Consider the following 15,000-nt stretch of genomic DNA (forward strand, 5'->3'; position numbering starts at 1 on the left):
CAGGAACATTCGATGAATACCGAAGTACTCACTGAAGTTGCCGTAAAAGACGCTCAACCTGTGGTGGAGCAAATCGCTGAAACCCCGCCGGAGCTGGAGCCTGCTCCACCCGCGGTGGTGGCCGAGCCCGTTGTTGCGGCGCCAGCGATTGCCATTCCCGGCCTGGATGACAGCAGCCTGTACATCCATCGCGAGCTCTCGCAACTGCAGTTCAACATCCGCGTGCTGGAGCAGGCGCTGGATGAGTCCTACCCGTTGCTGGAGCGGCTGAAGTTTCTGCTGATCTTCTCCAGCAACCTGGACGAGTTCTTCGAGATTCGTGTGGCCGGCCTGAAGAAACAGATCACCTTCGCCCGTGAACAGGCCGGCGCCGATGGCCTGCAACCGCACCAGGCCCTGGCGCGCATCAGCGAACTGGTACACGGTCACGTCGACCGCCAGTACGCGATCCTCAACGACATTCTGTTGCCGGAACTGGAAAAGCATCAGGTCCGCTTCATCCGCCGGCGTCACTGGACCACCAAGATCAAAACCTGGGTGCGCCGCTATTTCCGCGACGAGATCGCGCCGATCATTACCCCGATCGGCCTCGACCCGACGCACCCGTTCCCGTTGCTGGTGAACAAGAGCCTGAACTTCATCGTCGAGCTTGAAGGTATCGACGCCTTCGGCCGCGATTCCGGTCTGGCGATCATCCCGGCGCCACGTCTGCTGCCGCGCGTCATCAAGTTGCCGGAAGAAGTGGGCGGCTCGGGCGACAACTACGTGTTCCTGTCGTCGATGATCCACGCGCATGCCGATGACCTGTTCCAGGGCATGAAGGTCAAGGGCTGCTACCAGTTCCGTCTGACCCGAAACGCCGACCTCGCCGTCGACACCGAAGATGTAGAAGACCTGGCCCGCGCCCTGCGCGGCGAGTTGTTCTCGCGTCGCTACGGTGATGCGGTGCGTCTGGAAGTCGCCGACACGTGCCCGAAACACCTGTCCGACTACTTGCTCAAGCAGTTCAACCTGCACGAGACCGAGCTGTATCAGGTCAACGGTCCGGTCAACCTGACCCGCCTGTTCAGCATCACCGGTCTGGACAGCCAGCGCGCGCTGCAATACATGCCGTTCACCCCGCAGATCCCCAAACTGCTGCAGAACAGCGAGAACATCTTCAGCGTGATCAGCAAGCAGGACATCCTGTTGCTGCACCCGTTCGAGTCCTTCACGCCGGTGGTCGACCTGCTGCGCCAGGCGGCCAAGGACCCGCATGTACTGGCGGTCCGTCAGACCCTGTACCGCTCCGGCGCCAACTCGGAAATCGTCGATGCGCTGGTCGATGCGGCGCGTAACGGCAAGGAAGTCACTGCGGTGATCGAGTTGCGTGCGCGGTTCGACGAAGAGTCCAACCTGCAACTGGCCAGCCGTCTGCAAGCGGCCGGTGCAGTGGTGATTTACGGCGTGGTCGGCTTCAAGACCCACGCGAAGATGATGCTGATTTTGCGTCGCGAGGCCGGCGAGATTGTCCGTTACGCCCACTTGGGGACCGGCAACTACCACGCGGCCAACGCCCGTCTGTACACCGACTACAGCTTGCTGACTTCGGATGACGCCTTGTGCGAAGACGTCGGCAAACTCTTCAGTCAGCTGATCGGCATGGGTAAAACCCTGCGCATGAAGAAGCTGCTGCACGCGCCGTTCACGTTGAAGAAGGGCATGCTCGACATGATTGCCCGCGAAACCCAGTTCGCACTCGACGGCAAACCGGCGCACATCATCGCCAAGTTCAACTCGCTGACCGATCCGAAGATCATCCGTGCGTTGTACAAGGCCAGTCAGTCCGGGGTGCGTATCGATCTGGTGGTGCGCGGCATGTGCTGCCTGCGTCCGGGCATCGCCGGGGTTTCGCACAACATCCACGTGCGCTCGATCATCGGGCGTTTCCTGGAGCACACCCGGGTCTTCTACTTCCTCAATGGCGGCGAAGAGCAGATGTTCCTGTCCAGCGCGGACTGGATGGAGCGCAACCTCGACAAGCGCGTCGAGACTTGCTTCCCGGTCGAGGGCAAGAAGCTGATCTTGCGGGTCAAGAAAGAGCTGGAGCTGTATCTCACCGATAACACCCACAGCTGGAGCTTGCAGGCGGACGGTCGTTACATCCGCAACACGCCGACCGGCAACCAGAACCCGCGCAGCGCGCAGGCAACACTGCTGGAACGTTTGGGCAGCCCGATTCTGGCTGTGCGTTAACGCACAAGTCGGGTAATAAAAAATGGCGATCCCTGCGGATCGCCATTTTTGTATTCACCGCCGTCCCCTGTAGGAGCACAGCTTGCTGGCGATGGCGTCAGCGAGATCGCCATCGCCAGCAAGCTGTGCTCCTACAGCGATGGCGTCCGTGAGATCGCCATCGCCGGCAAGCCGTGCTCCTACAGCGATGGCGTCCGCGAGATCGCCATCGCCAGCAAGCCGTGCTCCTACAGCGATGGCGTCCGCGAGATCGCCATCGCCAGCAAGCTGTGCTCCTACAGCGATGGCGTCCGTGAGATCGCCATCGCCGGCAAGCCGTGCTCCTACAGGACCGTGTTTCAGCGAACGTTAAGCACAAAGCCCACCCGGGTCAGCCATTCCGCTTCCAGACCGAAGTCGGCCTGGGTCAGCTGGTTTTCGTCCAGCCAGTTTTCCGGGAACAACACGTCCAGGCTGTCGCCATTGGCCTGCAGCACAACCTGGGGCATTTCCTGGGTGCCGCGGATGTGATGAAACAGAATCGCAAAGCGCAGCAGCACGCACAGGCGAATCAGCTTGATGCCTTCATTGCCGAAGTCGGCAAACTTGTCCCGGGGAATATTGCGTCGGTGGCCACGCACCAGTAGCGCGAGCATCAGTTGGTCTTCGCGGGAGAACCCGGCCAGGTCCGAATGCTCGATCAAGTAAGCGCCGTGCTTGTGGTAGTGATAGTGGGCGATGTCCAGGCCCACTTCATGGACCTTGGCCGCCCAGCCCAGCAGTTCGCGCCAGACGCCGTCATCCAGATCCCAATCCTCAGCCACTTGATCGAAGGCATGCAACGCCTTGCGCTCAACCCGCGCCGCTTGTTCCAGGTCGACGTGATAACGCTCCATCAACGAGCTGAGGGTGCGCTCACGGACGTCTTCGTGATGATGACGGCCCAACAGATCATAGAGCACGCCTTCACGCAGGGCGCCTTCACAGTGGTCCATGCGTTGCAGCTCAAGCGCGTCGAAGATCGCTTCGAGAATCGCCAGGCCCGCCGGGAAGATCGCCCGGCGGTCAGGCTTGATGCCTTCGAAGTCGATCTTCTCGACGTCGCCGAGCTTGATCAGCTTGCGCTTGAGCCAGGCCAGGCCTTGGGCGTTGACCTCGCCAGTGCCATGACCGCCGGCCTTCAGCGCCAGGCCGATGGCGCGAATGGTGCCCGAGGAGCCGATGGCTTCATCCCAGGTCAGGCGATGCAGGGCGTGTTCGATGCTCATGATCTCCAGGCGCGCCGCCGTGTACGCCTGGGCGTAGCGGGCCGGGGTGATCTTGCCGTCCTTGAAATAGCGCTGGGTGTAGCTGACGCAGCCCATTTGCAGGCTTTCGCGCAGCAGTGGTTCAAAGCGCTGGCCGATGATGAATTCGGTACTGCCGCCGCCGATGTCGGCCACCAGGCGTTTGCCAGGAGTGTCGGCGAGGGTGTGGGAAACGCCGAGGTAGATCAGACGCGCTTCTTCACGGCCGGAGATGACTTCCACCGGGTGGCCGAGAATTTCTTCGGCGCGGTGGATAAATTCGGCGCGGTTGCGCGCTTCACGCAGGGCGTTGGTGCCGACGATCCGCACGGCGCCGGTCGGCATACCGCTGATCAGTTGGGCGAAACGCTTCAGGCAATCGAGCCCGCGTTGCATGGATTCTTCACTGAGCTGGCGCTCATCGTCGATGCCGGCGGCCAGCTGAACCTTCTCCCCGAGTCGTTCGAGAATACGGATTTCGCCGTTCTGGGCCTTGGCCACGACCATGTGAAAGCTGTTGGAGCCCAGGTCGATTGCGGCGATCAGGGACAGATTCTTGGCTTGAGATTGCGGCATGGTCAGGGGGTCTCGGTCGATAACCTCGACATCGTGCCACGATCAAACGCTGCCGCCAACGCGCAGTGTTCAAAGCCTTGATCCAGCGCAGTCATGCAGGTGACCGCTGCGCGGTCAATCGCGAGCAGGCTCGCTCCCACAGGGTTTTGCGTTGCCGCCCATCCTGCGCACGACACAGAACTAATGTGGGAGCGAGCCTGCTCGCGATGGCGTCCTTCAGCCCGCCGCTTCAACTGTGCCAATGAAATTCGCCAACTCCGCGGTCTGCGGATTGGCAAACAACACTTTCGGATCCCCGACCTCATGCACCTTGCCCTGATGCATGAACACCAACTTATCCCCAACCTCCCGGGCAAAACGCATCTCGTGGGTGACCATAATCAACGTCATCCCTTCCTTGGCCAGTTGCCGGACCACGCTCAGCACTTCATTGACCAATTCCGGGTCCAGCGCCGAGGTAATCTCATCGCACAGCAAGACTTTCGGCGACATTGCCAGCGCCCGGGCAATCGCCACCCGCTGTTGCTGCCCGCCAGACAACCGATCCGGGAAGGCATCGAATTTCTCCCCCAGCCCGACCCGCTCCAACATCTCCCGCGCCAGTTCGGCCGCTTTGGCTTTCGGCGCTTTCTGCACCACTTGCGGCGCGAGCATCACGTTCTCGCCGACCGTCAGGTGCGGGAACAGGTTGAACTGCTGAAACACCATCCCGACTTTCTGTCGCAGGCTGCGCAGATCGGCACGAGCGGCGTCGAGGTATTCGCCGTCGACTTCAATCACGCCGTCGTTGATCGATTCCAGACCATTGAGGGTGCGCAACAAGGTGGATTTGCCCGAGCCGCTGCGGCCGATGATCGCCACCACCTGGCCTTCCTCGACGCTGAGGTCGATGCCTTTGAGCACGTGGTGTTCGCCGTAATATTTATGCAGGGCCGAGATTCTAAGCAGAGGCATGCAGTCTCCTTTCCAGGTAGCGGGCACTGAGGGACAAGGGGTAGCAGAGCAGGAAATAACCGAGGGCCACGAGGCCGTAGACCATGAACGGTTCGAAGGTCGCGTTGGCGAGCATGCCGCCGGTCTTGGTCAATTCGGTGAAGCCGATGATCGAGGTGACAGCGGTGCCTTTGACCACTTGCACCGAGAAGCCCACGGTCGGTGCCACGGCGATCCGCAGGGCTTGCGGCAGGATCACGTAACGCAGTTGCTCCAGAGGATTGAGCGCCAGGCTTGATGAAGCTTCCCACTGACCGTTGGGAATCGATTCGACGCAACCGCGCCAGATCTCCGCCAGGTAGGCGCTGGTGAACAGCGTCAGGGCAATCGCCGCCGCCATCCACGGCGAAATCTCCACCCCGGCCAACGCCACGCCGAAGAACACTAGAAACAGCTGCATCAACAGCGGCGTGCCCTGGAACAATTCGATGTAAGTACGGGCGAAGCTGCGCGGCAGGGGTTTTTTCGAGATGCGCATGACCATGATCAGCAAGCCGATCAGTCCGCCACCGATAAACGCCACCAGCGACAGCGCCAGGGTCCATTGCAGGCCTGTGAGCAGGTTGCGCAGGATGTCCCAGAAGGTGAAATCGCTCATTGGCTGCTCCTTGCGACAAAACGGCGGCCAATCCAGTTCAGCAACTGACGGATCATTAGCGCCATGCACAGGTAGAGCAATGTGGTCAGGGCATAAGTTTCAAAGGCGCGGAAGTTGCGCGACTGAATGAAGTTGGCGGCGAAGCTCAGCTCTTCGGTGGCGATCTGCGAGCAGACCGCCGAACCCAGCATCACGATGATGATCTGGCTGCTTAATGCCGGCCAAACCTTGCCCAGCGCCGGCAGCAGCACCACGTGGCGAAAGGCTTCGAAACGCGTCATCGCCAACGCGGCGGCAGCTTCCAGCTGTCCTCGAGGGATTGCTTGAATGCCGGCGCGGATGATCTCGGTGGAATAGGCGCCCAGGTTGATCACCATCGCCAGCACCGCGGCCTGCCATTCCGAGATCTGCACACCCAGTGACGGCAGGCCGAAGAAGATGAAAAACAACTGCACCAGAAACGGCGTGTTGCGGATCAACTCGACGTAGACGCCAAAGATGCCGGCGAACGGACGGATGTTCCACGCCCGCACCAGCGCCCCGACGATGCCCAGACCCACCCCGAGCACTGCGCCGATGGCCGTCAGTTCAAGGGTGAACAGCGCACCGCGCAGCAGTAGGTCGGTGTTCTGCACCACTGGTATGAAATCGAACTGGTAAGCCATGTTCAGGCTCCTTGTTTAAACGGCGTCGCACGACAATCAGAGATCGGCTGGCAGCGGCTCTTTGAGCCAGGTCCGGGAGTTCTTCTCCAGCGCGCCGTCAGTCTTGGCGGTGGCGAGGATCTGGTTGACCTTGTCCAGCAACGCCGGCTCGTTTTTGTTCACGCCGACATAGACCGGCGAATCCTTGAGCTTCACTTTCAGCGCCGGAATGCGTTTCGGGTTGCGCTCGCTGATGGTCACCATCACCACGTTGCCGCTGGCGATCAGGTCAACTTGCCCGGCGAGGTAAGCGGCGATGGTCGAGTTGTTGTCTTCGAAACGCTTGATGGTCACACCTTCGGGCGCGACTTTGGTCAGCTCGATGTCTTCGATGGCGCCACGGGTGACGCTGATGGTTTTGCCCTTGAGGTCGTCCAGGCTTTTGATGCTGGCGTCTGGCGGACCGAATACGGCGAGGTAGAACGGCGCGTAGGCACTGGAGAAGTCGATGACCTTCTCGCGCTCGGGGTTCTTGCCGAGGCTGGAGATCACCAGATCGACCTTGCCGGTGGTCAGGAACGGGATGCGGTTGGTGCTGTTGACCGGCGTCAGTTCGAGTTTGACCTTGAGTTGATCGGCCAGCAGCTTGGCGGTGTCGATATCGAGGCCGCGCGGTTTCATGTCCGGGCCGACCGAGCCGAACGGCGGGAAGTCCTGAGGCACGGCCACCTTGAGGATGCCGCGCTTGACCACATCCTCCAGACCGTCGGCGTGGGCGGGCGCCTGGCTCAGCATCAGGCTGGCAAACAGGGCTGCGAGGAGGGCGCTGTAACGCTGGGTCATGGGCAAATCTCCGGATCGGCGAGAAGTGAATTCTGCGGATCGACAGAGCATGGGGCGTGCCAACATCGGGTTTTGCGGGTGCAAAGCCGCGGTTTTGCTGGTGTCGCTCGGTCTTACTGGTCTGAACAGTCGTGCGCGGTTTCGCCCTCCGATAGCGCATCGCCGGAATTCGCCGAACCCCCACGGGGCACGACTTGCCGGGCGTCGCGAATAGCTTTACAACTAGCCGCTCATTGGCCTGGTTCGTCTGAAAAACCATGAACTCGATCTCCCGCGCCGTACCTGAAGTGGCGCTGCAAGCCATCCGTAAACTCATCACCGAACAGGGCTTCGGGCCTGGGGATGCCTTGCCCTCGCAACGGGATTTGGCGGTGCAATTGAGGGTCAGTCGGGCGTCACTGCGTGAAGCGTTGTCGTCATTGAGCGCGTTGGGGGTGATCAGCATCCAGCCGGGTAAAGGCGTGTTCGTGCAGTCACCGGTTGATTTGCCGCGGGGTGATGCGGGGCTGAGTTGGCCGTTCGCGGCCCAGGCCTCGCCGCTGGACATCTTCCAGTTGCGCTATGCGCTGGAAGGCTTTGCGGCCGGTTTGGCCGCGGTGACCCTGAGTACTCACGAGCTCGATGCCCTGGAAGATAACGTCGCCGCGATGCGCATCGAATTGAAGGCCGGCGACTTCGAGGCAGCGGCGCGACTGGATTTCGAGTTTCACCGACGCATCCTGCTGGCGAGCGGCAATCAGGCGATGCTCAGCATCCTCACGGCCAGCGCCGACATCTTTCTAGAGAGCCAGAAGCTACCGTTCATCCGGGCAGAGCGGGCCATGGAAACCTGGCAGGAACACCGCAAAATCCTCCGCGCACTGGCCCGGCGGGCGTCCGGCGCGGCGCAGAAAGCGATGCAGGAACATGTGCGCAATGCAGCCCTGCGCACCGGAATTGCCTTCGTCGCTCCCGCGAGCTCGTGACTTGGTCTATACCCAAACTCATGCGGCACCATAGCGAGACTCAATCATCTGCACCTTCCTGAACGAGGGAAGGGCGGCTATGATGGGCCACGTTTTTTTGCTTACAACCTGGAGACTTCCATGAGCAGCGATCTTATTAAACACGTCACCGACGCTAGCTTCGAAGCCGACGTCCTGAAGGCCGAAGGCGCTGTACTGGTCGACTACTGGGCTGAATGGTGCGGCCCTTGCAAAATGATCGCTCCTGTTCTGGACGAAATTGCTGAAACCTACAAAGGCAAACTGACCGTTGCCAAACTGAACATCGACGAAAACCAGGAAACCCCGGCCAAGCATGGCGTGCGTGGTATCCCGACTCTGATGCTGTTCAAGAACGGCAACGTTGAAGCGACCAAGGTCGGCGCACTGTCGAAGTCGCAACTGGCTGCTTTCCTCGACGCCAACATCTAAGCGTCGTTTAAAGCGTCATCAAAAAGGCCCTGCACATCGCGGGGCCTTTTCGTTATTGAGGGCTAGACGCTCCGAAACTCAGGTGGTACATTCGGCCCCGCACTGGTTTCTCCACTGCCCCTACTAGCCGTCGCCGACGCACTCCTTTTCGAATAAGTACGCGATCCTGTCGCCTTCTCTGCGGCGCGGCCTCATTAAGCCAAAAGCTTAATTTCCCCCCCTCCATAAATGATTACGTCATTCCTATATGAATCTGACTGAACTCAAGCAAAAGCCGATTACCGAATTGCTCGAATTGGCCGAACAGATGGGCATAGAAAATATGGCCCGTTCGCGCAAGCAGGACGTGATTTTCTCCCTGCTCAAAAAGCACGCTAAAAGCGGCGAGGAAATCTCCGGTGATGGCGTGCTGGAGATTCTCCAGGACGGCTTCGGCTTCCTTCGCTCCGCTGACGCTTCCTATCTTGCCGGCCCAGACGATATCTACGTCTCGCCGAGTCAGATCCGTCGCTTCAACTTGCGCACCGGTGACACCATCGTTGGCAAGATCCGTCCTCCAAAGGAAGGCGAGCGTTATTTCGCGCTGCTCAAGGTCGACACGATCAATTACGATCGTCCCGAGAACGCGAAAAACAAGATTCTCTTCGAGAACCTGACCCCGCTGTTCCCGACCGTGCGCATGAAGATGGAAGCCGGCAACGGTTCCACCGAAGACTTGACCGGTCGTGTCATCGACCTGTGCGCCCCGATCGGCAAAGGCCAGCGCGGTCTGATCGTTGCACCGCCGAAAGCCGGTAAAACCATCATGCTGCAGAACATCGCGGCCAACATCGCGCGTAACAATCCTGAAGTTCACCTGATCGTATTGCTGATCGACGAACGTCCGGAAGAAGTGACCGAAATGCAGCGCACCGTGCGCGGCGAAGTGGTTGCCTCGACGTTCGATGAGCCGCCAACCCGCCACGTGCAGGTTGCCGAAATGGTGATCGAGAAGGCCAAGCGCCTGGTCGAACACAAGAAAGACGTGGTGATCCTGCTCGACTCCATCACCCGTCTGGCTCGCGCCTACAACACCGTGATCCCGAGCTCCGGCAAAGTACTCACCGGTGGTGTCGATGCCCACGCCCTGGAGAAACCGAAACGTTTCTTCGGCGCCGCGCGGAACATCGAAGAAGGCGGTTCGCTGACCATCATCGCCACCGCGCTGGTTGAAACCGGCTCGAAGATGGACGAAGTGATCTACGAAGAATTCAAAGGCACGGGCAACATGGAACTGCCGCTGGATCGTCGTATCGCCGAAAAACGCGTCTTCCCGGCCATCAACATCAACCGTTCCGGCACCCGCCGCGAAGAGTTGCTGACAGCCGACGACGAGTTGCAGCGCATGTGGATCCTTCGCAAGCTGCTGCACCCGATGGACGAAATCGCTGCCATCGAGTTCCTGGTCGACAAGCTGAAAACGACCAAGACCAACGATGAGTTCTTCCTGTCGATGAAACGCAAGTAAATCGCAGAAAGTCTGCAAGAGCCGGGGAAACCCGGCTTTTTGCTATCTGATTTTTGATGAACCGGCAGTTCGTGGTTCTGAATAGAGGGGTTCGGCGCTAAACTGCCACCCCCGAACGGCACGGCCAACACGAGGCTCACGCATGCAGTATCGCGACTTGCGCGACTTTATCAGCGGCCTGGAAAAACGCGGCGAACTCAAGCGCATCCAGGTTCCGGTGTCCCCAGTGCTCGAAATGACCGAGGTCTGTGACCGCACCCTGCGTGCCAAAGGTCCGGCCCTGCTTTTCGAAAAGCCCACGGGTTATGACATTCCGGTGCTCGGCAACCTGTTCGGCACCCCTGAGCGCGTGGCGCTGGGCATGGGCGCAGAAGCGGTCAGCGAATTGCGCGAGATCGGCAAGCTGCTGGCGTTCCTCAAGGAGCCCGAGCCGCCGAAAGGCTTGAAAGATGCCTGGTCCAAGCTGCCGATCTTCCGCAAGATCATCGCCATGGCACCGAAAGTCGTCAAAGACGCGGTGTGCCAGGAAGTGGTCATCGAAGGCGACGACGTCGACCTCGCGATGCTGCCAGTGCAGACCTGCTGGCCGGGCGACGTCGGCCCGCTGATCACTTGGGGCCTGACCGTCACCAAAGGCCCGAACAAGGATCGCCAGAACCTCGGCATCTACCGTCAGCAAGTGATTGGCCGCAACAAGGTCATCATGCGCTGGCTCAGCCACCGTGGCGGCGCGCTGGATTACCGCGAGTGGTGCGAGAAGCATCCTGGCCAGCCGTTCCCGGTGTCCGTGGCACTGGGCGCTGACCCTGCGACCATTCTCGGCGCGGTGACGCCTGTGCCGGACAGCCTTTCCGAATACGCATTCGCCGGCCTGCTGCGCGGCAACCGCACCGAGTTGGTGAAGTGCCGTGGCAACGACCTGCAGGTTCCGGCGACCGCCGAGATCATCCTTGAGGGCGTGATCCATCCGGGCGAAATGGCCGACGAAGGTCCATACGGCGACCACACCGGTTACTACAACGAAGTCGACAGCTTCCCGGTGTTCACTGTCGAACGCATCACCCACCGGATCAAACCGATTTACCACAGCACCTACACCGGCCGTCCACCGGATGAGCCGGCTATTCTTGGTGTGGCACTCAACGAAGTGTTCGTGCCGATCCTGCAGAAGCAGTTTCCGGAGATCACCGACTTCTACCTGCCACCCGAAGGCTGCTCGTACCGCATGGCCATCGTGACCATGAAGAAGTCGTATCCCGGCCATGCCAAGCGGGTAATGCTCGGTGTCTGGTCGTTTTTGCGACAGTTCATGTACACCAAGTTCGTTATCGTCTGTGATGACGATATCAATGCACGCGACTGGAACGACGTGATCTGGGCCATCACCACGCGCATGGACCCCAAGCGCGACACGGTGATGATCGACAACACGCCGATCGACTACCTGGACTTCGCCTCGCCGGTTTCCGGCCTGGGTTCGAAGATGGGGCTCGATGCCACGCATAAATGGCCGGGCGAAACTACTCGCGAGTGGGGCCGGGTGATCGTCAAGGACGAAGCCGTTACCCAGCGGATCGATGCCATCTGGAATCAGTTAGGAATAGATTGATGCGTGTAACTTTGCAGCCCTCCGGAGCAGTGCTACAGATTCTGCCCGGCGAGCGGATTCTCGATGGCGCGCGGCGTCTGGGCTATGAATGCCCGCAAAGCTGTCGAAACGGCAATTGCCACGTGTGCGCCGCACTGCTGGTGGAAGGGCGGGTCGAACAGGACGGCGGTGTGCGCGACCATGGCGAGTTCTACACTTGCATTGCAGAGCCGCTGGAAGACTGCATCGTACTGTGGGATGGCGTGCTCGCGCTGGGAGAATTGCCGGTGCGCAGCTTGTCGTGTCAGGTCATTGAATGCAGGGACGTCGGCGGCGATACCTGGCGTGTGCGTCTGCGAGCACCGGCCGGCAAGCCGCCGCGTTATCACGCCGGTCAGTACCTGATGATCGAGCGCGAGAACGGTGAGAAATCCGCGTTCTCCCTGGCCTCGGCGCCACATGGCGGGCGTGATCTGGAAATCCATGTGCTGGCGCGCGAAAGCAGTGCGCTGAGCCTGATCGACCAGTTGCAACGCAACCCGATGGTGCGGATCGAAATGCCGTTCGGCGACACCCATCTGGCGGAACTACCGGAGGGTCCTCTGGTGCTGATTGCCGCAGGCACCGGCATGGGCCAGATCCATAGCCTGATCGAACATTGCCGCGCCACGGGCTTCAAACATCCGGTGCATCTGTATTGGGGCGTGCGTCGTCCTGAAGATTTTTATGCCATCGAACATTGGGATGAATGGCTGAAACTGCCTAATCTGTTCCTGCACAAAGTCGTCAGCGATCAATGCAGTTGGCAGGGGCGCTGCGGGATGTTGCATGAGGCGGTGTGTGAGGACTTCCCGGATCTGAAACCCTTGCATGTCTACGCCAGCGGCTCTCCGGCCATGGTCTACGGCACGCTGGATGCTTTGGTCGAAGCGGGGATGGACGCTCATCAAATGCGCGCGGATGTATTTGCGTACGCGCCGCGCTCTTGATCCGCGCTCTTGAGCCTCGATCTTGATCCCGCTCTAATCGTTATAACTTCCTATATAGCCGATCGGTATTTATAAATTTATATAAATGCCGGTAGGTTATATGTCATTCAGGCAAATATTTAAGAACTGTGCCATGGCACTTAAATTGCCCTGAAACATATGTGCCTTATTGTTACAGCGGTGCGTTCTATTAAGTAATTCTTCACCCGCGGGGAGCTGAACGCTAATCGCCATGAGCGCCATTGAATCTGCTTTCTTGAATCTGGCTTACCCTCCGCTGCTCGATCTGGGGCCGCAGCTCACGCACGAACAATTGCTCAACTCAATGCAGTCGACGATGGCGCGCCACAAGGGCGGGCCGGTGTGGCTGTTCGCTTACGGTTCGCTGATCTGGCGTCCCGAATGTGCAGCGGTGGAACGAGTGCGTGGTCGTGTGCATGGCTACCATCGCGGTTTGTATTTGTGGTCCCACGAACATCGCGGCACACCCGAAGTGCCTGGGCTGGTATTCGGCCTGGATCGCGGTGGTTCTTGCAGCGGCTTCGCCTATCGCCTGCCTGAAGAACAGCTTGAAGCATCCCTTTACGCACTTTGGCAGCGCGAAATGCCATTCCCGTCCTATCGCCCGCACTGGCTCAACTGCCGTCTTGAAGACGGAAGTCAGGTTCAGGCGTTGGGGTTTGTATTGGAGCGGCATCTGCCCAGCTATGCGGGCAACTTGCCGGATCACGTGCTGAGCCACGTGTTCGAAAACGCTTGCGGGCGTTACGGCACGACTCGCGATTATGTCGAGCAGACCGCACACGCCCTGCGTAGCCACGCCATGCCAGACCGAAATCTGGAGGCGCGGCTCAAGCGCTGCAAATCAAAGGCCGATCAGGCGATTGCTTCACGACTCTGACTGGCGACTTGTTTGTGCCACAGCGTCGGCGCAAGGAAGGCCATCGCGAGTATGCATGCGCCAATCAGCAGCACGAAACCGCCGTCCCAGCCGAAGTGGTCCACGGTGTAGCCCATCGCTGCACTGGCCGCGACCGACCCCCCCAGATAACCGAACAGACCCGTGAAGCCCGCTGCCGTACCGGCGGCTTTCTTCGGCGCCAGTTCCAGCGCTTGCAGGCCGATCAGCATCACCGGGCCGTAAATCAGGAAGCCGATCGAGACGAGCGCGATCATGTCGACAGTCGGGTTGCCGGCCGGGTTGAGCCAGTAAACCAATGTCGCGACGGTCACCAATGCCATGAACACCATGCCGGTCAGGCCACGGTTGCCACGGAAGATCTTGTCCGACATCCAGCCACATAGCAGCGTGCCCGGAATACCTGCCCATTCGTAGAAGAAGTAGGCCCACGAGGTTTTATCCACGGTGAAGCCCTTGGCTTCCTTGAGGTAGGTCGGTGCCCAGTCCAGCACGCCGTAGCGCAACAGGTAGACGAAGACGTTGGCCAGGGCGATGTACCAGAGCATTTTGTTGCGCAGCACGTATTTGACGAAGATTTCCTTGGCGCTGAATTCTTCTTCGTGGCTGGCGTCGTAGCCTTCCGGGTAGTCGTTCTTGTACTTCTCGATGGGCGGCAGGCCCACCGATTGCGGGGTGTCGCGCATGGTGACGAAGGCAAACACCGCCACCGCCATGGCGACCGCCGCCGGCACGTAAAACGCTGCGTGCCAGTCATTGAACAGGCCCATGCCGAGCAGGAACAGCGGGCCGATCAGGCCGCCACCGACGTTATGCGCCACGTTCCACAAGGACACTACGCCGCCGCGTTCCTTCTGCGACCACCAGTGCACCATCGTCCGTCCACTCGGCGGCCAGCCCATGCCCTGGGCCCAGCCATTGATAAAGAGCAGGATGAACATGATGGTCACGCTGGACGTCGCCCAGGGCGCGAAGCCGAAAATGAACATCACACCGGCCGATACCAACAGGCCAAAAGGCAGGAAGAAACGCGGATTGGAACGGTCGGACACGATGCCCATCAGGAACTTGGACAGGCCGTAGGAAATGGCAATGGCCGACAGCGCCAGGCCCAGCTCACCGCGGGTATAGCCCTCTTCGATCAGATAGGGCATGGCCAGGGAAAAGTTTTTGCGCAGCAGGTAATAGCCGGCGTAACCGATAAAAATCCCGGCGAAGATCTGCCAGCGAAGGCGTCGGTAGGTGTCGTCTATTTTTTCTTCAGGCAATGGAGCCTGATGTGCGGCAGGACGAAAGAAAGCAAACATTCAAGAGCTCCAGATTTCTTGTTTTGACTGCGGATGCGAATGTTACAGTTTCGTTACCGAAAATAGCACCGGTTCGCATCGGCCAAATAGCGGAAATGCTGGAGATTGCATGTTCTTTTAT

At 59.8% G+C, this 15,000-nt stretch carries 13 protein-coding genes; 7 read left to right on the plus strand and 6 right to left on the minus strand.

The annotated features are described in order from the left end of the window. Nucleotides 1–12 precede the first annotated feature (12 nt). Nucleotides 13–2,235 carry a polyphosphate kinase 1 gene (gene ppk1 / locus ACYZUA_RS03625; RefSeq protein ID WP_461962106.1) on the plus strand — a complete coding sequence of 741 codons (2,223 nt, stop codon included), beginning with the start codon at nucleotides 13–15 and terminating at the stop codon, nucleotides 2,233–2,235. A gap of 338 nt (nucleotides 2,236–2,573) precedes the next feature. Here the strand turns inward: ppk1 and ppx are convergent, their stop codons facing one another. From ppx to ACYZUA_RS03650, 5 genes are all read right to left on the minus strand, one after another. Continuing rightward, nucleotides 2,574–4,076, minus strand: coding sequence for an exopolyphosphatase (gene ppx / locus ACYZUA_RS03630; protein ID WP_461962107.1), 1,503 nt, complete (start codon nucleotides 4,074–4,076; stop codon nucleotides 2,574–2,576). Nucleotides 4,077–4,292: 216 nt separating this feature from the next. After that, nucleotides 4,293–5,030, minus strand: coding sequence for an amino acid ABC transporter ATP-binding protein (locus ACYZUA_RS03635; RefSeq protein ID WP_461962108.1), 738 nt, complete (start codon nucleotides 5,028–5,030; stop codon nucleotides 4,293–4,295). Beyond that, nucleotides 5,017–5,667, minus strand: a complete 651-nt coding sequence (locus tag ACYZUA_RS03640) for an amino acid ABC transporter permease (protein ID WP_461962109.1) — start codon at nucleotides 5,665–5,667, stop codon at nucleotides 5,017–5,019. Before ACYZUA_RS03640 ends, ACYZUA_RS03635 begins: the two co-directional genes overlap by 14 nt. Continuing rightward, on the minus strand, nucleotides 5,664–6,332 hold the full coding sequence (locus ACYZUA_RS03645; protein WP_461962110.1) for an amino acid ABC transporter permease: 669 nt from the start codon (nucleotides 6,330–6,332) through the stop codon (nucleotides 5,664–5,666). The genes ACYZUA_RS03640 and ACYZUA_RS03645 overlap by 4 nt, the downstream gene beginning before the upstream one ends. Before the next feature lie 36 nt (nucleotides 6,333–6,368). After that, nucleotides 6,369–7,154, minus strand: coding sequence for a transporter substrate-binding domain-containing protein (locus tag ACYZUA_RS03650; RefSeq protein WP_461962111.1), 786 nt, complete (start codon nucleotides 7,152–7,154; stop codon nucleotides 6,369–6,371). 257 nt (nucleotides 7,155–7,411) lie between these two features. Between ACYZUA_RS03650 and ACYZUA_RS03655 the strand changes: the two genes are divergently transcribed. The 6 genes from ACYZUA_RS03655 to ACYZUA_RS03680 all read left to right on the plus strand — a co-directional run bounded on the left by ACYZUA_RS03655 (nucleotide 7,412) and on the right by ACYZUA_RS03680 (nucleotide 13,554). After that, on the plus strand, nucleotides 7,412–8,119 hold the full coding sequence (locus ACYZUA_RS03655; RefSeq protein ID WP_461962112.1) for a FadR/GntR family transcriptional regulator: 708 nt from the start codon (nucleotides 7,412–7,414) through the stop codon (nucleotides 8,117–8,119). 120 nt (nucleotides 8,120–8,239) lie between these two features. Further along, a complete protein-coding gene (trxA, locus tag ACYZUA_RS03660; protein WP_016783018.1) occupies nucleotides 8,240–8,569 on the plus strand; it encodes a thioredoxin TrxA in 330 nt (109 codons plus the stop codon). Between the two features lie 247 nt (nucleotides 8,570–8,816). Then, complete coding sequence (gene rho, locus ACYZUA_RS03665) at nucleotides 8,817–10,076, plus strand: transcription termination factor Rho (RefSeq protein ID WP_007942421.1); 1,260 nt, start codon at nucleotides 8,817–8,819, stop codon at nucleotides 10,074–10,076. Nucleotides 10,077–10,218: 142 nt separating this feature from the next. Then, the gene (gene ubiD, locus ACYZUA_RS03670; protein WP_046045118.1) at nucleotides 10,219–11,685 is read left to right on the plus strand and encodes a 4-hydroxy-3-polyprenylbenzoate decarboxylase; all 1,467 of its coding nucleotides are present in this window, start codon (nucleotides 10,219–10,221) and stop codon (nucleotides 11,683–11,685) included. After that, nucleotides 11,685–12,653 (plus strand): CDP-6-deoxy-delta-3,4-glucoseen reductase, encoded by a 969-nt coding sequence (locus tag ACYZUA_RS03675; protein ID WP_461962113.1) that lies wholly within the window; start codon nucleotides 11,685–11,687, stop codon nucleotides 12,651–12,653. Before ubiD ends, ACYZUA_RS03675 begins: the two co-directional genes overlap by 1 nt. A gap of 232 nt (nucleotides 12,654–12,885) precedes the next feature. Next, nucleotides 12,886–13,554: a gamma-glutamylcyclotransferase gene (locus tag ACYZUA_RS03680; RefSeq protein WP_461962114.1), complete on the plus strand. Its 669-nt coding sequence runs from the start codon at nucleotides 12,886–12,888 to the stop codon at nucleotides 13,552–13,554. Here the strand turns inward: ACYZUA_RS03680 and glpT are convergent. Next, complete coding sequence (gene glpT / locus ACYZUA_RS03685; protein WP_461962115.1) at nucleotides 13,530–14,879, minus strand: glycerol-3-phosphate transporter; 1,350 nt, start codon at nucleotides 14,877–14,879, stop codon at nucleotides 13,530–13,532. The two genes, ACYZUA_RS03680 and glpT, sit on opposite strands and share 25 nt — an antisense overlap. Nucleotides 14,880–15,000 lie beyond the last annotated feature (121 nt).

Source organism: Pseudomonas sp. LS2P72, from assembly GCF_054897865.1.